The sequence below is a fragment of the Bilifractor sp. LCP19S3_H10 genome, assembly GCF_052119185.1.
Lineage (GTDB): Bacteria > Bacillota > Clostridia > Lachnospirales > Lachnospiraceae > Bilifractor.
Map to the genome: position 1 here is coordinate 10,734 of NZ_JBQKFT010000022.1, position 20,550 is coordinate 31,283.

Consider the following 20,550-nt stretch of genomic DNA (forward strand, 5'->3'; position numbering starts at 1 on the left):
TATAGACCGAAGCCGGATCATCATTAGTTCATAGTTGCATAAATCCTAAGTGCATAAAAATGCTGAATAAATGAGGGAGGTATGAGTTTAGGAAGGCATGCGTTAAGAAATGTCCAGAGAATGAGACCGGGGTAATTCTGAGAATGAGAAAACAATATGCTTTGGAGCTGTGATTCTGGCGGAATAGGGGATGTCAGACTTGCGCATCTTTTATGAATGCGGACTCAGTTTCGTTTACTTTAGGGGAGGTAAATAGAATGTCAGTCACATCGATCGATACAGCAATAAGTTCATTATGGGCGAAGAAAAGTGATACGAATGGAAACTTGATGTGGTTACCGCTTTCAGTCCATTTAAACGATACAATGAATGTCGCTAGCTGGCTGTGGAATCATTGGATATGCGAAGGCCAGCGCAGGAATATAATTAATGATATGGAGAATGGATCAGAAGAACTGGCAGAAGCTACGGTAGCTTTTCTAGCCGCTATCCATGACCTGGGGAAAGCAACTCCAGCTTTTCAAACACAAAAAGGGTATTCCTCATCTGAAGACTTGGATCAGCAATTATTGGAACGCCTTGAGCGATATGGATTTACAGGGATATGTGAAATTGCAGAACGATTTCAGAAGCTGCATGCACAGACACAGACATCGCATGCTATTGCAGGGGAAGTAATTCTGTATCGCATGGGCGTTTTAGACGATATATCTTCTATTATCGGTGCACATCACGGAATGCCAGCAGATTCAGTAGAAATATATAGAAATCAGGAAGCATATCTGGAAAATTATTATCAATCAGAAAATCCCAAAGCTGATATATATCAGCTTTGGAAAAGCGTACAAGAACAAATCGTACAACAGGCATTGGAAGAATCTGGAATCTGCAGTATTTCCAATTTACCTAAATTGACGATGCCTGACCAGGTTCAACTGTGTGGTCTAGTAATTGTTGCAGACTGGATTGTCAGTAATGAGAATTTCTTTCCTTTAATTCCAATCGATCAGGAGACTGTTCCTGATCTTCAGGAACGCTTTTTAGTAGGAATTAAGAAGTGGTATCAGACAATTCCGTTTGAGGTACACCTTCCTGAAAATGCTGATTTACTCTATGAGAAACGTTTTGGATTTCACCCAAGAGAATTTCAGAGAATTATCTTTGATACAGTTCAGATGATTGACAAACCCGGTCTTGTGATAATTGAAGCGCCAACCGGAGGGGGCAAGACGGAGAGCGCACTGGCTTGTGCTGAACAACTTGCAGCAAAGTCAGGTAGAAGCGGTCTGTTCTTTGGATTGCCAACACAGGCAACATCAAACAGTATGTTTTCGAGGGTTTATGAATGGCTGACCAGCGTGTCAAATGAGTATGAAACAACGACTTCTTTACGGTTACAGCATGGGAAAGCATATCTCAATGAACTCATGCAAAAGTTATCCTCAAATATGGCAAATGATGAATCTTATGAGAGTCAGGTTCAGGTCAATCAATGGTTTGCCGGAAGAAAGACATCTGCTCTGGATGATTATGTGGTTGGAACAATCGATAATTTTCTTTTGGCTGCCTTGAAGCAGAAGCATCTTATGCTGAGACATCTGGGATTTGACAAGAAAGTGGTTATTCTGGATGAGATTCACGCCTATGATGCCTATATGAGTCAATATTTGTCAGAAGCATTGTCTTGGATGGGAACTTATGGTGTTCCTGTCATTCTGCTTTCCGCAACTTTGCCGAAAGCAAAGAGAGCAGAATTCGTTCAATCCTATTTGAAAGGTGCAGGATTGAAAAAGAGAGAAATTGATTTGAACGGAGCGAATCTGGATACGGATGCATATCCTTTACTGACATATACCGATGGAAATGCTGTCAGGCAGACAACTGAATTCCCGGCAGAGCGACCCAAAAAGGTTTCTATTAAAACTTGTTCTGAGGAAGATCTTTTTCAATTAATAGGTGAACTGATTCAGTCTGGTGGCATTCTTGGAATCATTGTTAATACAGTGCGGAGAGCCCAGGATATTACAGTGGAATGTAAAAAACTTTTTCCAAATATTCCTGTAGAACTTTTGCATGCAAACTTTATTGCAACGGACCGAATAGATAAGGAAAATCATTTGACGCAGATGATAGGGAAAGATGCAGTTCGCCCCGAAAGAGCAATAATCATTGGTACACAAGTCATCGAACAATCATTAGATATTGATTTCGATGTCCTGATAACAGATCTATGCCCGGTGGATCTCCTTCTCCAAAGAATCGGGCGTCTTCATCGACATGATATTAAGCGGCCAAAGGAACATCAGACGCCAACGACTTATGTGCTTGGAATGAATGCGGATATGAAATTTGAGCATGGTTCAGAACTTATTTATGGTGCATGCCTTCTTGCACGAACACAATATTTTCTTAGAGATGAAATTCGGATACCGGATGATGTTTCTCCTTTAGTACAAAAGGTTTATGATATAAGTAATGTGACGATGAATCTCCCACCGGGATTAAATGCACAATATTGTAAGTGGGAAGATGACTTTATTAATCAGGAAATGAATCAAAAACAGAAGGCAGAAGCTTACCGTATCGATAATCCAAGGACACGCATTTGTCCTGAGAAGAATAATCTGATTGGTTGGCTGAACACTCCAGATGTTTCGGCAACTGACGAGGAATCATATGCTAAAGTAAGAGATATTGATGAAACCATTGAAGTGATAGCTGTACGTCGTTTCGGAGAAGGATATTGTCTTTTTTCAGACAATTTTAATGATGCACATGATATATCTTCATTTATCAATGATCCGCTGATTGCAAAGAAGATAGCAACCCAGTCTCTACGTATTTCCAGTGGAATGATTCGGATGGCTGGTGGGCTCAGCCATGTGATTCGCCTCTTAGAGGATTATAACAGAATGAACTTGCCAGAATGGCAGAAACAACCATGGTTAAAGGGAGCACTTGGAATAATTTTTGATGAGAAAGGAGAGTTTCAACTTGGTGATGATGGACCAGTTTTGCGATATTCATCAGAGTATGGATTAAGAATGGAGAAGAAGGAGGAATATGAGTAGATTTAATCTATTGGATGAGCCCTGGATACCGGTACTTCCTATGGGAGGCGAGAAACAGAAGGAAGTGTCGTTAATGGAACTTTTCAGGAATGCTCAGGATTATCAATGTCTTGCCGGTGAGATGGAAACACAGAATTTCGCGATGCTTCGTTTATTGCTTGCAATTGTAGAGACTGTATTTTCGAGATTTGATGCTGATGGAAATCCCTATCCATACATAACATTGGATGACCGTATGGTACCAACAGAACCGGTGGATGAGGATGATATCGGTGATTATACGATAGATCTTGATCGTACCTGGGATAATATCAGGGAACAGGGAAGATTTCCTGAAATTGTTTGTACATATTTGGAAAAATGGAAAGATCATTTTTATCTTCTGGATGAGAAATTTCCATTTTATCAAGTAACAAAGGAAGAGATGATGGAATTTGTCCCATCAGGGAAAAAGCCAACCACGAAGACGGGGAAAACAGTCAACCTGCTAATCTCAGAGAGTGAAAACAAAATTGCACTGTTCTCACCGATTGCCAAGGGAACAGCTGAGAATAAGACAGACGGATGGAAGAGTGAACTGACTGAGGCACAGTTGATGCGTTGGCTGTTAACTTTGCAGGGTTATGCAGGAAACACGGATAAGACGAGCCTGTTAGCTGAAGGGCAGCAAGTATCAAAAGGATGGCTCTTTGATATAGGCGGCATTTATATCAAAGGGGATAATCTATTTGAAACCTTGTTACTAAATGATATTCCCTATCCGCCAAATGCTCAGGATCATATCGACATCCAGAATCCGTGTTGGGAACATTCCGGTGAGGATAATGTGAAAAGTCTGCTAAGAGAGAGACGAATCTCTAATTATGCGGAACTCTATACAAATTGGAGTCGTGCGGCATTCATAGATCCATCCTGGACACCAGAACAGCCTGCCGCAATTCAGATTGCAAAAGTTGCTTCGATTGCACATATGGATCATTTTATCGAGCCGATGACAATGTGGAGACTTAACAAGGATGGACCGGCTAAAGGACATCAGATTCCCAGGAAACATAGACCAGAACAGGCCATGTGGAGGTCTTTTGGAACTATTATGCTAAAAGCAAATGAAAATGGTCCAAAAAGACCTGAAATTTTGAATCAGTTAAATAGAATAAGGGAAAACCGAAGGATTTCAATCTGCGCTATCAGTATGCAGGACAATGGGGATGCCAAATCTTGGCTTCCAATTGATGAGATTACAGATATGCTCAGTATGAATGAATTAATTGCTATAGATGACACAGATAATGGCTGGCTGGTACGAATCAATGATATTATTGAAAATGTGACGAAACCTGCTGTTGGGATTTACCGATATTTCTTGCAGGATATAGCAGATATTCGAGCGATGGATTCAAAGAAAAAAACAGTATTTGTTTCAGTGGAAACAGAGAAGTTTTATCAGAAATTAAATGATCCGTTCAATAATTGGCTGGCTTCCATTCAGCCGGGTGACGAAAAGGCAATAAAGGAAGAAGAGTGGCATGATACATTAAAACGTCTTCTTTTGGCACAGGGTGAGAAAGTGATGCACACGGCATCCATTAGAGATTATCGTGGTATCCAAAAGAATGATCGCCAGTTTAATATTTTTAACGCCTATGCAAAATTTAAGAATGCGGTATGGAAAAAATTAGGATAAGAAAGAGGATGAAATGGAGAAGGATATCAAAGCTGTGGTTTCGAAAGCAATCCGAAAACTGCAGGATGGTGGTGAGTATCACAAACGACGTGCAGCCATCCTGGCCAAGTTTCGCAATACAATAGGTAAAGACTTGGACGAAGCAACAAATGTCTGGCCATTCTTTTTTGAACAGATGCCAACGGAATATTTATCAATAAATGGTAAAGAAACGTTTGAAGAACGGGCGGTTTATTCTACGTTGCAGTTGTATGCACTATGTATGCAGGGATCATCTTCAAAAGTCTTGGAGAACGATGGTTTCAAAGGGTCTATCGGCAAATCAATACTATTTGGTAGAACGACAGAAAATGGAAAAGCACTTGATCGAAGATTTAATGTACTGATTTCTTCTCAAACATATGAGGAGTTGATTTATCACTTAAGACAGCTGCTTAAAATTGCAAAAAGTAAGAATCAGGTCACAGTAAACTTCCCACAGTTGGCAGAGGACTTATTTTGGTTTCAAAAGGGAGATCATCGAAGAATCTGTTTCCGTTGGGCTCAGGACTATTATACAGGGGTTGTAAACAATACAAAGGAGGAAACAACAAATGAGTAACGAAAGACTTTTCTTAGACGTCCATGCGATTCAGACTTTACCGCCTTCGAATGTAAATCGTGATGATTCAGGAAGCCCGAAGACAGCACAATATGGTGGGGTACAGAGAGCCCGTGTAAGTTCACAATCCTGGAAAAAGGCAATGCGGGATTACTTCATTCAGTCCGGAAGAGAGACAGTAGGAACCAGAACGAAAGATGTTGTGGGCTATGTAGCAGATGAAATATCCAAGATAGATCCTTCCTTTTCCACAGGGGAAACAGAGAAACTCGCGGTAGATGTCATCAAGAAGGCGGGGATCAAGCTGGATAAGGATAACAAAGCAAAGGCACTTTTTTTCATGGGGAAGCACCAGGCATCAGCTTTAGCACAGGCTGCAATTGACCATGAGGAAAGTAGTGAAGTGCTGCAGAATATTTTGAAGGAAAATCCGGAGATTGACATTGCTTTATTTGGACGAATGGTTGCAGATGATCCATCTCTAAATGAAGATGCATCCGCTCAGGTTGCGCATGCCATTTCTACTCATGCCGTACAGACAGAATACGATTATTACGCAGCACTGGATGATCGCTTTGAGAACGATAATGCTCATCATGTAGCAATGCTTGATACGATTGAATATAATTCTTCAACACTATATCGATATGCAAATGTAGCTGTTCATGAATTCGAAAAGCAATTAGGGAGTGTAGAAAAGACGGTAGATGCATTGAAGTTGTTTATAGAGGCTTTTTCAAATTCTATGCCTACAGGAAAGATCAATACCTTTGCAAATGAAACCCTTCCGCAAACTTTGATGATTACGCTTCGATCAGACCGTCCAGTGAGTCTTGTTGGCGCTTTTGAAACCCCGGTCCGTTCGACTTCAGGTTATGTTGAGGAATCTACTAAGAGATTGTTCAGAGAACTGGAAAAAGTAGAAAAATTTGTACAAAAGCCGATACTTACATTATATGTTACGACAACATCACTTGATGAACAGGTAGAAGGAAAGGAAGTACCAGATCTTGCTGCTCTACTTTCAGGTTTAGATGAGGTTAAGTCGCTTCTTGGATAAAAGGAGGAAACTGTGGAATCGATTATTTTGAAGTTCTCTGGACCGCTTCAGGCCTGGGGTACATCTTCTCACTTTGAGATTCGACATACGGATTTTTATCCTTCGAAGAGTGCTGTAATTGGTATGGTTGCAGCTGCTTTAGGATATCGTAGAGATAACGAACAGATTCGTTCCCTTAATGATCTTCTTTTTGCTGTGCGGATAGATCAACCTGGAGAAATCATTGATGATTATCAGACAGCACATCGAAGAGGAGGAAAAAAAATAAAACCACCCTATGTTACTCATCGTAAATATATTGAAGATGCAGTGTTTGTTGCAGTTATTTCGAGTGAAAATGAGGAATGGATCAATCAAATTGGCAATGCTTTGAAAAAACCTTATTTTCAGTTATTTATGGGAAGAAGGTCATGCCCGGTTCCAGCTGATTTGGTGCAGGGTATTGTAAAAGGTGATCCGATTCAGATACTTGAGGAATTTCCGTGGCAGGCTATTAAGAGTGTACAGAAGAAACGGAAGTCTGCAAGGCTCCATATTTACGCAGACGAAATCCTTCTTCCATCTGCAGAAGGGAAACTCCGTCGTGATGCTATTGTTTCGCTTTCTTATCATGGGAGAAACTATAGTCTGCGGAGGGAGTCGTCGACAACAATACAGAAGTCTACAAATGTACAAGAGCATGATGCATTTGCAGCATTAGGGGGCTAGGTATGTATTTATCACGTGTTGAATTAGACATTGGCAATCGTCAAAAATTACATGATCTTACTCATGTCGGTGCGTATCATAATTGGGTCGAGGCCAGTTTTCCAAAGGAAGTTGAAAGCGGCGTACGTACTCGCAAGTTGTGGAGACTTGATCATATAGCTAGAAAAACTTATCTTTTGGTTGTAAGTGAAGAAAAACCGGATTTTGATCGCTTTGAAAAATATGGGGTTTCGGGCACTGCAGAAAGCAAGGATTATTCGCAATTTCTATCATCTATCAAGACAGACAAACCATATCGTTTTAAGGTTGTGCTTAATCCAACGCATTCTGTCGCAAGCGAATCTGGTGGACGTGGAAAGGTGTATCCACATGTTACTGCAGACAAACAGTTGGAATTTCTTGAGAAAAAGGCAGATGCAAATGGATTTCGACTGATTCCGGGGAACTATCAGATTACAGATCGTTCTTATCAGCTTCTTCGCAAGAAGGGACATCCTGATGTACATATTTCAGTAGTTACCTTTGAAGGATTGCTTGAGGTCACAGATATTGAATTGTTCCTAAAAGCGATGACGAAGGGGATTGGAAAAGAAAAAGCATATGGATGCGGAATGCTAACTATAATACCGGTTGAATCTTAGTGTTTACCACGAACATCTCAAATGCAGATTATATATATCTGGAGGTGCGAATGAACAAAACAATAAGTAAAACAAAGTTGCAGGAACTTCCTCAGATTAGTGACCGCGTTACTTTTATTTATGTGGAACATGCTGTGATCAATCGCCAAGATGGGGCTGTGACCGTAAGCGATTCCAGAGGAACAGTAAAGATACCGGCTGCGATTATTGGAGTTTTTTTCCTTGGACCCGGAACAGATATAAGCCATAGAGCAGTAGAGCTTCTAGGCGATGCAGGTAGCAGTATGGTGTGGGTTGGAGAAAGAGGTGTACGCCAATATGCACATGGTCGATCTCTGGCAAGAACGACGCGGTTTTTGGAGCAGCAGGCAAAGCTTGTGACCAATACTAAGACCAGGCTTAGGATTGCTAGGAAAATGTATCAGTTGCGTTTTCCTGATGAGGATGTCAGTAAACTGACCATGCAGCAATTGAGAGCCCACGAGGGCGCCAGAGTTCGCGGGGTGTATCGAAAGTTGTCTAAGCAATACCAAGTACAATGGAATAAAAGAGAATATGATCCGGATAACTATGAAGGCAGTGATCCAATTAATCAGGCACTATCCGCGGCAAATGTAGCTCTATATGGTGTCGTCCATAGCGTTATTTGTGCCCTTGGACTTTGTTCGGGTTTGGGCTTTGTTCATACTGGTCATGACTTATCTTTTGTCTATGATATCGCAGACTTATATAAAGTGGAATTGACGATTCCGGCAGCATTTGAGGTTGCGGCAGCATATCAACCGGGTGATGATGTTGGGCGTCTGGCACGACTGAGAGTACGAGATTTATTTTCGAATGGAAAGCTACTCACGAGAATTGTGAAAGATTTACAGTATCTGTTGGAAATCGATTCAGATCAACGGATAGAAATGGAACCGTTGAATTTATGGGATGATAAAGAAGGAACGGTTGCTTATGGAATTAATTACAGTAAGGAGTAACTGATGCCTTTTACAGTTATTACTTTGAAGAATGTGCCTCCTTCCTTACGTGGAGATCTGACAAAATGGATGCAGGAAATTTCTGCAGGTGTTTACATTGGAAATTTCAGCACGCGTATCAGAGAGTATTTGTGGAAACGCGTATGTGATTCTGCAGGCACGGGCGCATGTACTTTGAGTTATGCCTACCACAATGAAATTGGATATCAATTTCAAACATTTCATTCAGATCGATCCAGTATTGATAGCGATGGTATTCCATTAGTACTTTTGCCTTTAAAAAGAAAAGAGGAAAATGAACAGTTAAAGAGAGGATTCAGTTCAGCTTATAAATTACATAAAATTTTTCAAGCGTCAGCGGTAAAGCCGCCGGCCAAAGAAAATATCGAGGTAGAATCAAAAACTGAGAAGGTCAAACAATATGTTTTTCTTGATATCGAGACCACAGGTCTTAATCCGGAAAAAGATTCTATTATTGAGATTGGGGCATTGTATCCATTGGGAGATTCTTTAGAAGAGTTCCATAGATTTATTCAGATTCATCAGTCTATACCCAAGGAAATTATTCAACTGACCGGAATAACGGATGAGATGCTTCAATGTGGCGTCGCAGAAGAAACAGCACTTAAAGACCTTTTGACATTCTTGGACAAGAAAACCATAGTTGGATATAACATAAAGTTTGATATTAATTTTTTAAATGCTTCTCTTAACAGACATGGATTAACATGTTTATCAAATCAGGTCTTTGACTTACTTGAGCTAGTAAGAAAAGAGCAATTATTTCAAGCCAATTACAGACTGGCAACATCTCTGAAGGCATATGGCATTGAAGAGGAAGTTCCTCATCGGGCATTAGAAGATGCAAGATTGATATATCGTCTAGCGGATAAACTAAATATTTTTTGATGCGAACGTTAACAGAAAGCTTGATTTTATGGGATCTTTTATCTGTGCTCCCCGCGAAGGCGGGGGTGATCCCAATGCCCTCGACCGGATGAAAGCTGTGATCTTGTGCTCCCCGCGAAGGCGGGGGTGATCCCAGCCTGTTGCACTCGTTGACCGATAATTCTTGGTGCTCCCCGCGAAGGCGGGGGTGATCCCGAAGTAGCTGTTGGTCAGCCTGTGACATTTCGGTGCTCCCCGCGAAGGCGGGGGTGATCCCAGTCCCGTTGTTAAATGAAGTGTCACTCTCTGGTGCTCCCCGCGAAGGCGGGGGTGATCCTGCTAATGTTGATGACAATGTTAACAATGTTGGGTGCTCCCCGCGAAGGCGGGGGTGATCCCGGATTAACGGCTCAGTGGTTGGCATGTTGGGAGTGCTCCCCGCGAAGGCGGGGGTGATCCCACGGTAAAACACATCATGTTTTGGATGGATGAGTGCTCCCCGCGAAGGCGGGGGTGATCCTAAATGAAAATTATCAAAAGAGATATGCCAATAGTGCTCCCCGCGAAGGCGGGGGTGATCCTTCATCCAACATCCACAAGTCTACCACCCATCCGTGCTCCCCGCAAAGGCGGGAGTGATCCCCGAGAGCGTTCTTTTCTGCCTCTGTGGGCAGTTGAAATATGGGCTGCCTTCTGGACATTGATGATTATGCTGATTGCGACTAAGCTATACACAAGAATGTCGGAAATTGTTCCTTAACAATTCAAACACTTCATGCAGGCAGGGATGGATATCTGGTGACAGGCACTTACAGATTTCGGGACGAGAGAGCCATGTGCACGGAGTTTTAGAGCCACTCTCTCGGAGTTTTAGAGCCACTTTCATGGAGTAAAGAGCCACCCTTCTGTATAATGGGTATGGCACACGGAAACGTGTGACTATCTATACAGGAGGTGGTCTTATGGTTGACTACCGTGAGATCCTGAGACTGCAGGATCTCGGAGACAGTCAGCGCAGTATTGCTTTGAAGGTTCAAAGTTCAAGGAATACTGTGTCTGCTGTAATTGTAGCTGCTCAGGCAGCTGGAGTTTCCTGGCCGTTAGGCGACGATATCACTAACGAGGATATCCAGGAAATCTTGTTCCCGGGGAAGTATGCTATGGCATCCCATACACTGTGCCGGATTACGAGTGGATCCATCGTGAGCTGGCACGAACGGGCGTAACGCTTACCCTGCTTTGGAGTGAGTATTGCGTCAAGGTTCGCGACACCGGAGGCGTACCGTACATGTATACCCAGTTCTGCGAGAAATATCGCCGCTGGGCCAGTGTCACGAAAGCCACGATGCGGATTACTCACAAACCCGGTGACACGATGCAGGTTGACTGGGCTGGTGATCCTCTGTACATCCTTGCTGATCAATGGTGACCGTGAGTTCTGCTATAAATACGATGATACTAAAAAGCAGTATGTTCAGATAGAGGAATTGCCGAAATATGCCGATATGCTAACTGGCGATTGTGTTCCTGTCGAGCAGGAGGCATTGCCGGAACGGATTCCATTTGAGAAACTTGAAGAAGAACTGCGCAGTGCCTTCGCTGAAGATGAGGACGGTTATAATATGGGTATCAGCAAGTATACACCGATGGAACTGGCACTTCCGGTTTTTAACCTCTGGGAAGGGCTGCTCGATGTAAGGGTAAAAATGCCGACTGGGAAATATGGCATGTTTGAACTGCTGGAGGACTACGGTGTTAGGATGCTAACTTATGGCAATGCCTCAGGAGGACAGTACTATGGTCCTTATCGTTCATTCCTCGTCAGCATAGACGGCAACACGGAGATTTTTTCAATCGGAATCACCACCTATTATCCGCGGACCATTCTCTGTGTGGCGCACGATGATGAAAAGACTTCCCACCATGCCCTTCAGATGTCAGTAGATGAGGATGCTGTGGCAGCGGGCAAAACGGTCAAATTCTATCACAACGGCAGGATCGCAATAGGCCGTATCGGCAGCGGAAAGAAATCAGAACTGCGGGAAATGGTCAGCAGACGGTATCCGAAGATATTAACAGAGGGCAAATACTATCTGGGCAGTATCACAGCCGACCATCTGCTCCGACTGGATGAGCCGGATGTTATCGACTTGGTGGTAAATCTTATCTCATATTCCATTGTGCGGGACGAGTTCAGAGAGATCGTGAAAGCCAGAAAGTAGATATGAGGTGTCTATGGCTAAGAAATTTCATCCCGGTGACACGGCTTTCCTTGGGGAATCGAACCGCATCATCCGGGAAGTAAGGATATTGAAGTTCGGCAGTTTCTCCTGGTGCCTATGATGGTCTATTTTGTGAACGGCGCATCGGATTTGAAACCAGACTTCTGAAAAAGCTCGGTTTTCTTATATTGAAACATATCTACTGCAAAATGTATGTCAGGTTGTAACCTCAGATTAGATGTCACAATTTGAGACAGTGGATTAGATGTCAGGCATATTGGGACGATTTTTGGAAAACGAAAAGGGCTGACAACCAATCCGGCAACTCGATCATTTTGGGTGTTTGCAGGCAGGGGATTGATGTGAAGGAAAAGCAGATTAAATCGTTGTTTATGGAGGTAAATGCAAATGGCAATTGAGTATAGAAAATTATGTGAAAAGGATCTGGATATATTCATTGAAATGAGAATAAATCAGTTGAGAGAAGAGGGGGCTAAAGAGGATATTGATTTAAAACCAGCTTTACGGGATTATTATATACGCCATATGAAAGATGGGACATTTGTTTCGTGGATAGCAGTAGATGATGAAAAAATCATTGGTACAAGCGGAATGTCATTTGTAGAAAAACCACCATATTTCGGATGCCCCAGTGGAAAGATGGGGCTTTTATCCAGCATGTTTACAAATGCCGATTACAGACGGATGGGAATTTCAAAAGAACTTTTACATAGAGTTGTTAAAGAAGCCCAAAATTATGGCTGTGGTACGATTCAAATTACAGCATCTGATATGGGAGTGAAATTATATACTGCATATGGATTTGTTCATAACGGTAATTTCATGCAATACAAACTTTAAAGAGGTCATATGAGTTTTTCGATGTTATTGCTTCTCGCATACATAGTAATGGGTGTGGGAAGTTTTATCGCTTTTAAGCGAAAGCACAAGACAATTGGTATAGCATAGCTGCTTGTAATAGTGCTTAGTGTCTTGATTTTGGGATACATGTGGATTCATTCGCCAATGTAACAATCGGGATTTATTTGGGAGATATAAGAGTTATGGAATTTGGGGAATTTTCAATTAAGGATAAACTTGGAAGAACTATAATACTAAGAAATGCAAGACCGGAAGATTCAAAGGCACTTATAAAGTATCTGAGAATAACCAGTGCAGAGACTCCTTATCTTATCAGAGAACCTGAAGAAATCACAATTACAGAGGAAAAAGAGAAGCAGTTTATCCAGGCTAAGATAGATGCGGAGCGTGAACTTATGCTTGTTGCGTTTTTTGATGGTAAGCATATTGGTAACTGCTCTCTTATGAGCATTGCCCCGTATAAGAGATACAGCCACAGGTGTGATGTTGCAATTGCTCTTTACAAAGAATACTGCGGATGCGGTATAGGAAAAGCTATGCTTCAGATTGTACTTGATGTTGCGAAGAGTGTAGGTTACGAGCAGGCAGAGCTTGAGGTTATTGCGGAGAACAAGGATGCCATTGCTATGTATGAGAAGCTGGGATTTGAAAAGTTTGGTACATTTCCTGATAACATGAAATATGCAGATGGCTCCTATATTGATGCATATTGGATGATGAAGAAACTCTGAGAATAGATAGCCAAATTCAAGTTCAATGTGTTTTGCAATGTTGCTGATATCATTGAAGGTAATGGAGCATCATATTTCTGACAAATTCCCGAACAGCATGTCCCCGCTTTGACCAATTTCCAGACAGCAAGAACCGACGTGATTATGTTCCTCACTGTCTCGTTGCATGTGGAGACGGTGGCATTGATGTCAAGGGTCGAGGGAAAATAGGCGCGAAAGCCCGCTTAGTTCCGAACCCTTTTGAGCAGGCGGCAGCAATGGGTAAAGGCACCGCGATATTCCGGAAGTCATCTAAGGCAGACGAGGCTGCAAAGGGTGGCATACGTGCTATGACAAAAGGCAAAGTCCTTAGCTATTATGGTAGATACACAAAGTGCATGAGCTTTCTGTGCAGGATAGTTCCAAGATCTGTAGCAAGAAAATATGCCGAAAAGATGAATAGCTGAGAAAATTTTGCCGTCTCGAACTATCGGGACGGCTTTTCTGTTTTTCACGAATTCCAAACATGATATACTAAGTATCGAAATTGTGCTGATGAGAAATGGATATAATTGCAACTGATTTCAAAGCCACTTCGAAGAAGACAAGATAGGTATTCCAAGATATAAATCGGGATTTGGCTCAGCCTACGAAGGAGTGGTTGGATACACTCACTGAGAAACAGATCCTTGCGGTTATTGTCAGGAGAGATCATTCAGTGAAGGTAGCTGGATCGCAGATTATGTAGCTGATGGACATATGTCTGTATTGGTGGATGCATTGTTGGGAAGATGCGAGTGACAGGGTTTAATGAAGATAAAGACGATAGAAACCGACGGAATTACATATATAGAGCTTGTTCCCGGAGCCACAAGTGAGTGGTATTACGGTATGGATTATGAACACGGTGATCTTTACGAGGCCGAAGAACTGTTTAAGGATGGACATGTGGTAAAAGGAAGAAAGCTTTGTCTTGTCCATTTTCCTGACGGAGAGGTTTTCTTTCCAGTTCCGAAGACAGAGGGGCATTATAGCGAAAAACCGATATTCTTTGACGGCGGAATATATATGCTTGATGTGGATTTTCCAAATGGAGTGATCAGGATTGTCAGATTCGACAGCAGTGATCATCAGGTAAGCATTCATACGGAGCTTCCGCTTTCATCAGTGAAGGATTGTTATAATCTGCAGCTGCGTATCAGTCCACTTACGCTTTCGAGACAGAGCGGTAATGAATTGGATATTGTTTGGCCGGAGAAGGTCAGCCTTTCAATGGAGGATCATGATTCCTTCTTTTTACGAGATGGAGAGAAACTGTTCTTTAACAGATGGTTTGAAAAAGGGGAAGGCGTGGATTACAAGTACTGGGAGGAGACTATAGTTCGGGATCTTAATGGAAATGTAATTGAGATATTTTCCGGGGATGTAATGCAGATGCCAAATGGAGAAATGTGGTACTTGAAGTAGATCCTTAAGAGAGGACGGTAATGAGTTGTTCGGATACTCATGGGCTAAAAAGACAGACACAGAAGTCGATGAAGAGGAATAACGTCCCAAGGTAGGCACGGAGGTAAAAATTCGATTCAGCTATAACAAACTCTGGAAGTTGTTAATCGATCGCAGTATCAAGAAAAAGGATCTCTGCGAAATGGCCAACGTCAGTGCGACGACCATAGCTAAACTCGGAAACGGAGGGAATGTTAACACGAAAGCCCTGCTAGCAATTTGCAGTGCTTTGAGCTGTGATGTCGGAGACATTATGGAGTTCATACCTGATAAGGAGCAGGGCGCCACGGATAATGGAAAAAAAACATCTGCGTCCTTTTAACAATGAAAAAATAAACCATAGAAGGAATTATCGGTGTGATTGAATTTTTTGGTTCATTGGTAATCAGACCATCTTTCGAGAATGAAATGGAGATATTGAAAATGTCAGAACATCAAATGATTGATGCTATGTGGGATGACTCCCCTGTAGATGTATCAGCAGAAACCAGTATGATCTGGTCTATTGCAAACAAGCTGCGTGGACCTTATCAGAGTGACAAGTATAAAGATGTCATCATCCCGATGACAATTATCAGGCGTTTCGAGTGTGCACTTGAGCCGACAAAGGACATGGTCGTCGAGCAATACGAGAAGAATCCAAATTATCCAGCAAAGGCTATGTACCGCATCTCTGGTTTCCAGTTCTATAATACGAGTCGTTTTACACTTGCTGAACTGTGCAATGATCCGGATCATCTGGCGGATAACTTTATCTCTTACATTCAGGGTTTCTCATCCAATGTGCAGGAGATTCTCCTCTCAGAAGCAAAAGGTCTGGACTTCAAAAAGCAGATCACAAAGATGGATAAGAACAATCGCCTACTCGCTGTTGTGAAAGCATTCTCTGAACTTGACCTGAATCCGCGCACGATTGATAACGTGAAGATGGGATACATCTTTGAAGATCTGATCCGCCGCTTTTCTGAAAATGCTGAAGCAGGCGATCACTACACGGGCAGAGACATTATCAATCTCATGGTTAATATCCTGCTTGCAGAAGGCTGTGATGATATTTTCGATGATGGCAAGGTCATCACAATTTTGGATATCTTGCTGAAATCTGATAAGTTGAAAACCAGCGCGAAGAATAACAGCGAGAAAGACTTCGAGTTCTCATACTTTGATAATATTGATGACGCTTTGATCGAAGGTCTTGACCAGAATCAGGATTTTTTCTCACTGCTTCTTGGCAATGATGAAATCAAGCGCGAGGTGCTTGGTATTTTTGCGGAGGAAATATACAAGAGCCTGCGAGATGCATAATGGAGGAAGCATGAATGTTTGACAAATTTCGTTTGAAAGAGGTGCTCATCCAGTACAAGAAGGATTTCCTTCCAAAGCACTGGAAAGACGAAAAATACAAGTGGGAAGCCGTCAAATGCTTTCAGGATAACTGGAATGTCAAAGCAGAGGATTTCGCGGATATGCTCAGTCGGTCTCTTTCTAAGACCTACAACCTGCTTGCTTCGATGAATAACTTCCCAGCAGGAATGATAATCGGCTTTGCCAAGACTGCACCGGAAGAAGTTCGGGCAATGTATATCGAGCTATTTGATGAAAGCAAGGACGTTTATGAGCGTATCAACAGCTTCAAAATGAAATCATCCATCTTACTCGAAAAATATGGGAATGGAGCTGCGCAGCATTATCAATACGAAAATGCGATTAGTGTATACCTGTGGTTACGCTATCCGGACAAGTACTATATTTATAAATTCGGTGAGGTCAAATCGGTATCCGATGAACTTGAGAGTGATTACCGGTTCAAAAAAGGAGCCTACGCCGACAACATTCGAAACTTCTTCAAGTTCTATGATGAAATTTGTGAAGAACTGAAGCAGGACACAGAACTGGTGAACTTATTTCGTAGCCAGTTGACAGCAGATTGCTATCCTGATCCGGAACTGAAAACGCTGACCTTCGATGTTGGATTTTACATTTCAAGGGAGTATTCAAAAAAGGGAGATAGCGTTTCCTCCGACGACGAGTGGTTCCCTTCTCAGGAAGAATATACGCCTGGAATAACGGTTCAGGAATGGGTTGCTCTCTTAAATGATAAAGATGTCTTCACACAAAGTGGCCTTGAAATCATGAGACGGTTCAAGGACTACGGCGGAGCAGCCACCTGCACACAGCTCGCAGTGAAATATGGAGAAAGTAAGAATTTTTATAACGCCGGTTCAGTCGGACTGGCAAAGCGTGTGGTCGAGAGGACTGGCTGTCCGGTCATGCCGCGCGATTCAGATAATTCCAGATGGTGGCCGGTTCTTTATGTCGGCAGGCATGCTACCAAAGATGAGGACGGCGGTTATATCTGGAGACTCCGCAGCGAACTCTCTGACGCATTGGACCAGATTGACCTGAAGGATGTCGATCTTTACGCAAAGTCGGTAGACGGAGAAGAAGAACATGGGTACTGGTGGCTGAATGCAAATCCGAAGATCTGGAGCTTTTCTGATCTGCAGGTCGGTGAAGTTCAGGACTACACGCTCTTTAACGAGAACGGAAATAAGCGCCGCGTGTTCCAGAATTTCATCGACGCAAAGACTGGTGATCTCGTTATTGGCTATGAGTCCAATCCTGTCAAGCAGGTCGTTGCTCTCGTGAAGGTCAGCGCGGCAAATGACGGCCAGAAAATCTATTTTGAAAAGACAGAATCTCTCGCAAATCCGATTGATTACCAAACGCTGAAGGAATGCCCGGAGCTGGAGAAAATGGAGTTCTTCCAGAATCCAAACGGCAGCTTCTTCAGGCTTACCAAGGGCGAATATGAATTCATCATGGACATGATTCGTGATGAGAATCCGCTCAATACCGAAGTTAAGATCCCGCCTTACACAAAGGATGATTTCCTGTCTGAGGTTTATATGACCGAGGAAAAATACGACCGGCTTGCCGGTGTGCTCCTGAACAAAATGAATATCATCCTGCAGGGCGCTCCTGGTGTCGGGAAGACCTTTGCTGCAAAGCGTCTGGCTTATTCGTTGATGGGTGAAAAGGACGACAGCCGGATTGAATTTGTGCAGTTCCATCAGAATTATTCGTATGAGGATTTCATGATGGGCTACAAGCCGTCCGGAGATAGTTTTGAATTGAAGTACGGCGTGTTTTACCGCTTCTGCAAGAAGGCAGAGAATCAGCCAGATAAGAAGTTTTTCTTTATCATTGATGAGATTAACCGCGGCAACCTTAGTAAGATTTTCGGTGAACTCTTGATGCTGATCGAGAAGGATTACCGTGGTACAAAAGCGACGCTCGCCTATAACGGCATGCCTTTTACTGTGCCGGAAAATCTCTACATCATTGGCATGATGAATACGGCGGACCGGAGCCTTGCGATGATCGATTATGCACTGCGGCGACGGTTCAGCTTCTTCGAGATTGATCCGGGATTTGAATCGAAGGGATTCAGCGACTATCAGCAGACGTTGGAGAACGAAACGTTTGATGAACTGATAAAGAAGGTCGTCGAACTGAATGAAGAAATCAGCCGGGACAAGTCGCTCGGAAAAGGTTTCTGTATTGGCCACAGCTATTTCTGCGGCAGGACGAAGGAAACCTGCACGGATGAGTGGATGCAGTCGGTCGTGGATTACGACATCCTTCCGATGTTGCAGGAATACTGGTTCGACGACGACAGCAAGGTACAGCGGTGGGACAACATCTTGCACGGAGTATTTCAATGACAAAGGATAAAAGCATATTCATCAAGAACATTTACTATATGCTGTCCTACGCTTTCACCACACTGAAGGAATCCGTCTACGACGATATTCAGAAAGAGTCCTTCGATAACATCCACAACCTGTTTGCCGCTATTTTGGCAAAAGGTATTGGGCTGCAGTTGAAGCAGGGACTCTATCGGGAATACATCAACCGGTTGGAGAACCTACCTGTTGTCAGAGGCAAGATCGATATGCCGGGGACGATAAAAAACAGGCTTGAGCATCGGATGATCGTAACCTGTGATTATGACGAGCTCTCGGAAAACAACCTGCTCAATCAGATCCTGAAATCGACGGTTTTTCTTCTACTACGGCAGAAGGATGTACAGGAAGAGTACAAGGCTGAGCTAAAAAAAGAAATGCTTTTTTTCTCGGAAGTGGATCAGATTGAACTGCAGCATATTCGATGGTCAGACATTCGCTTCCAGAGAAACAGCCGCACATATCAGCTGCTGCTTGCTATCTGCCAGTTGCTGATTGAAGGGTCACTTCTGACAACGGAAAGCGGTGAGTACCGGCTCGCAAGTTTTGTGGACGAGCAGCGGATGAGCAGACTATATGAGAAGTTCATTCTGGAATACTATGCGCAGGAATTCGGACACCAGATCAAAGGATTTTCCTCTCGAGCATTGCAGATCCCATGGCAGCTCGATGATGGCTATGATGCTTTGCTCCCGGTTATGCAAACAGACATCACGCTGACTTATGGGAACCAGACACTTATCATCGACGCCAAGTATTATGAGCGTACGCTGCAGACAAACTTCGATGTACGGACATTGCATTCCGGCAACATGTATCAGATTTTCACATATGTGAAGAACAAGGAAGCAGAGTTGAAAGGCACTGGGCATCAGGTCTCCGGCATGCTTCTCTACGCAAAAACCGACGAAGATCTGGTGCCGGATAATGTGTACCACATGAGCGGTAATCAGATCTCTGTGAAGACGCTTGATTTAAATCAGGAGTTTTCAATAATTGCATGGCAATTGAATGAGATTATAAGGAATCACTTCGGATTATCATTAAATGGGGGGTAATTCTAATGACAACAAACAAAGACAGTCAGGATCCTTCTGATAAAATCGAAACATAGTCAATTAACAATGCAGCCCCAAGCTACTGATAATCAGTTGCTTGGGGCCTTTCATCGCTTTGGCTTTATTTTTTACTTCTCGATAGGGTCATTTGACTGTCGCTGATGCATAAAATCTATATATTCATTTCCCCACACTTCAAGTTCGGCAAGCACCTTCTCAAATTTATGGCCAATCTCACTCAGTTCGTACTCAACTTTAGGTGGCATTTCAGTATATACCCGGCGTACGATCAAACCGTCCTTTTCCAACGCCTTGAGCTGACGCGATAGAGTGGAATGTGTCATATTCTCCGGCATTCGGCGCTGAAGCTCGTTAAAGCGCACCGGCGCATCTTTTAAAAGATACATAATGTACATAGACCATTTCCCTGTCAGCACCTTTTGAGAAGTCTATAAGCAGATGAACTTTATGACCTCCGACAATGGTCGAAAGTTGTATCACCTGCTGAACAGCAGCGACTATATTTCCATTTGCGAAAAAACGGAAGGTGACTCTTTTCACGCAAAGATGATTACGATACAGGGAAGAGTGCGTAACATCGGCAAAGCCCGTGTGGATGAACTGATCGATGCGAATCCCTATATGAAAAAACTGTATCCGGATGAGCAAACGGCGAATTGAGGGAGGTGGAAACAGCGCGATCTTTTCGGCGGCATCGCCTCCCCGACCGTGCGTTCGGATCTGCGAAAGCGCATTGCCGACGGCGTAACAGCAGGAACTTATCGGT

General features: G+C 42.9%; 20 protein-coding genes and 1 CRISPR repeat array. Of the genes, 19 read left to right on the top strand and 1 reads right to left on the bottom strand.

Annotated features, from left to right (window positions below):
• The first annotated feature begins 257 nt into the window (after nt 1-257).
• The 18 genes from cas3 to mcrC all read left to right on the top strand — a co-directional run bounded on the left by cas3 (nt 258) and on the right by mcrC (nt 19,763).
• On the top strand, nt 258-3,071 hold the full coding sequence (cas3, locus tag ACTQZS_RS13210) for a CRISPR-associated helicase Cas3' (RefSeq protein WP_441476220.1): 2,814 nt from the start codon (nt 258-260) through the stop codon (nt 3,069-3,071).
• Nucleotides 3,064-4,755 (top strand): type I-E CRISPR-associated protein Cse1/CasA, encoded by a 1,692-nt coding sequence (locus ACTQZS_RS13215; protein WP_441476221.1) that lies wholly within the window; start codon nt 3,064-3,066, stop codon nt 4,753-4,755. Before cas3 ends, ACTQZS_RS13215 begins: the two co-directional genes overlap by 8 nt.
• A 13-nt stretch (nt 4,756-4,768) precedes the next feature.
• A complete protein-coding gene (gene casB / locus ACTQZS_RS13220) occupies nt 4,769-5,356 on the top strand; it encodes a type I-E CRISPR-associated protein Cse2/CasB (protein ID WP_441476222.1) in 588 nt (195 codons plus the stop codon).
• Complete coding sequence (gene cas7e / locus ACTQZS_RS13225) at nt 5,349-6,416, top strand: type I-E CRISPR-associated protein Cas7/Cse4/CasC (protein ID WP_441476223.1); 1,068 nt, start codon at nt 5,349-5,351, stop codon at nt 6,414-6,416. Before casB ends, cas7e begins: the two co-directional genes overlap by 8 nt.
• A 12-nt stretch (nt 6,417-6,428) precedes the next feature.
• A complete protein-coding gene (gene cas5e, locus ACTQZS_RS13230; RefSeq protein WP_441476224.1) occupies nt 6,429-7,124 on the top strand; it encodes a type I-E CRISPR-associated protein Cas5/CasD in 696 nt (231 codons plus the stop codon).
• A 2-nt stretch (nt 7,125-7,126) separates the two neighbouring features.
• A complete protein-coding gene (gene cas6e, locus ACTQZS_RS13235) occupies nt 7,127-7,765 on the top strand; it encodes a type I-E CRISPR-associated protein Cas6/Cse3/CasE (protein ID WP_441476225.1) in 639 nt (212 codons plus the stop codon).
• A gap of 50 nt (nt 7,766-7,815) precedes the next feature.
• Nucleotides 7,816-8,748 (top strand): type I-E CRISPR-associated endonuclease Cas1e, encoded by a 933-nt coding sequence (gene cas1e, locus ACTQZS_RS13240; RefSeq protein WP_441476226.1) that lies wholly within the window; start codon nt 7,816-7,818, stop codon nt 8,746-8,748.
• Between the two features lie 3 nt (nt 8,749-8,751).
• Complete coding sequence (cas2e, locus tag ACTQZS_RS13245; RefSeq protein ID WP_441476227.1) at nt 8,752-9,657, top strand: type I-E CRISPR-associated endoribonuclease Cas2e; 906 nt, start codon at nt 8,752-8,754, stop codon at nt 9,655-9,657.
• Nucleotides 9,658-9,701: 44 nt separating this feature from the next.
• Nucleotides 9,702-10,279: a CRISPR direct-repeat array (repeat unit 29 nt; unit sequence GTGCTCCCCGCGAAGGCGGGGGTGATCCC).
• Nucleotides 10,280-10,598: 319 nt separating this feature from the next.
• The gene (locus tag ACTQZS_RS13250; protein WP_441476228.1) at nt 10,599-10,862 is read left to right on the top strand and encodes a hypothetical protein; all 264 of its coding nucleotides are present in this window, start codon (nt 10,599-10,601) and stop codon (nt 10,860-10,862) included.
• A 62-nt stretch (nt 10,863-10,924) separates the two neighbouring features.
• The gene (locus tag ACTQZS_RS13255) at nt 10,925-11,065 is read left to right on the top strand and encodes a hypothetical protein (RefSeq protein WP_441476229.1); all 141 of its coding nucleotides are present in this window, start codon (nt 10,925-10,927) and stop codon (nt 11,063-11,065) included.
• Nucleotides 11,031-11,858: a hypothetical protein gene (locus ACTQZS_RS13260; protein ID WP_441476230.1), complete on the top strand. Its 828-nt coding sequence runs from the start codon at nt 11,031-11,033 to the stop codon at nt 11,856-11,858. Before ACTQZS_RS13255 ends, ACTQZS_RS13260 begins: the two co-directional genes overlap by 35 nt.
• Before the next feature lie 408 nt (nt 11,859-12,266).
• Nucleotides 12,267-12,719 (top strand): GNAT family N-acetyltransferase, encoded by a 453-nt coding sequence (locus ACTQZS_RS13265; protein WP_441476231.1) that lies wholly within the window; start codon nt 12,267-12,269, stop codon nt 12,717-12,719.
• A 203-nt stretch (nt 12,720-12,922) separates the two neighbouring features.
• The gene (locus ACTQZS_RS13270) at nt 12,923-13,471 is read left to right on the top strand and encodes a GNAT family N-acetyltransferase (RefSeq protein ID WP_441476232.1); all 549 of its coding nucleotides are present in this window, start codon (nt 12,923-12,925) and stop codon (nt 13,469-13,471) included.
• A gap of 789 nt (nt 13,472-14,260) precedes the next feature.
• Nucleotides 14,261-14,917, top strand: a complete 657-nt coding sequence (locus ACTQZS_RS13275) for a hypothetical protein (protein WP_441476233.1) — start codon at nt 14,261-14,263, stop codon at nt 14,915-14,917.
• Nucleotides 14,918-15,026: 109 nt separating this feature from the next.
• Complete coding sequence (locus ACTQZS_RS13280) at nt 15,027-15,278, top strand: helix-turn-helix domain-containing protein (RefSeq protein ID WP_441476246.1); 252 nt, start codon at nt 15,027-15,029, stop codon at nt 15,276-15,278.
• Nucleotides 15,279-15,313: 35 nt separating this feature from the next.
• Nucleotides 15,314-16,261, top strand: a complete 948-nt coding sequence (locus ACTQZS_RS13285) for a type I restriction-modification system subunit M N-terminal domain-containing protein (RefSeq protein WP_441476234.1) — start codon at nt 15,314-15,316, stop codon at nt 16,259-16,261.
• 14 nt (nt 16,262-16,275) lie between these two features.
• Nucleotides 16,276-18,684 (top strand): AAA family ATPase, encoded by a 2,409-nt coding sequence (locus ACTQZS_RS13290; protein ID WP_441476235.1) that lies wholly within the window; start codon nt 16,276-16,278, stop codon nt 18,682-18,684.
• The gene (mcrC, locus tag ACTQZS_RS13295) at nt 18,681-19,763 is read left to right on the top strand and encodes a 5-methylcytosine-specific restriction endonuclease system specificity protein McrC (protein ID WP_441476236.1); all 1,083 of its coding nucleotides are present in this window, start codon (nt 18,681-18,683) and stop codon (nt 19,761-19,763) included. The genes ACTQZS_RS13290 and mcrC overlap by 4 nt, the downstream gene beginning before the upstream one ends.
• A 128-nt stretch (nt 19,764-19,891) precedes the next feature.
• Here the strand turns inward: mcrC and ACTQZS_RS13300 are convergent, their stop codons facing one another.
• Nucleotides 19,892-20,200 carry a winged helix-turn-helix transcriptional regulator gene (locus tag ACTQZS_RS13300; protein ID WP_441476237.1) on the bottom strand — a complete coding sequence of 103 codons (309 nt, stop codon included), beginning with the start codon at nt 20,198-20,200 and terminating at the stop codon, nt 19,892-19,894.
• Nucleotides 20,201-20,222: 22 nt separating this feature from the next.
• Between ACTQZS_RS13300 and ACTQZS_RS13305 the strand changes: the two genes are divergently transcribed.
• Nucleotides 20,223-20,444 carry a hypothetical protein gene (locus tag ACTQZS_RS13305; RefSeq protein ID WP_441476238.1) on the top strand — a complete coding sequence of 74 codons (222 nt, stop codon included), beginning with the start codon at nt 20,223-20,225 and terminating at the stop codon, nt 20,442-20,444.
• The last annotated feature ends 106 nt before the right edge of the window (nt 20,445-20,550 follow it).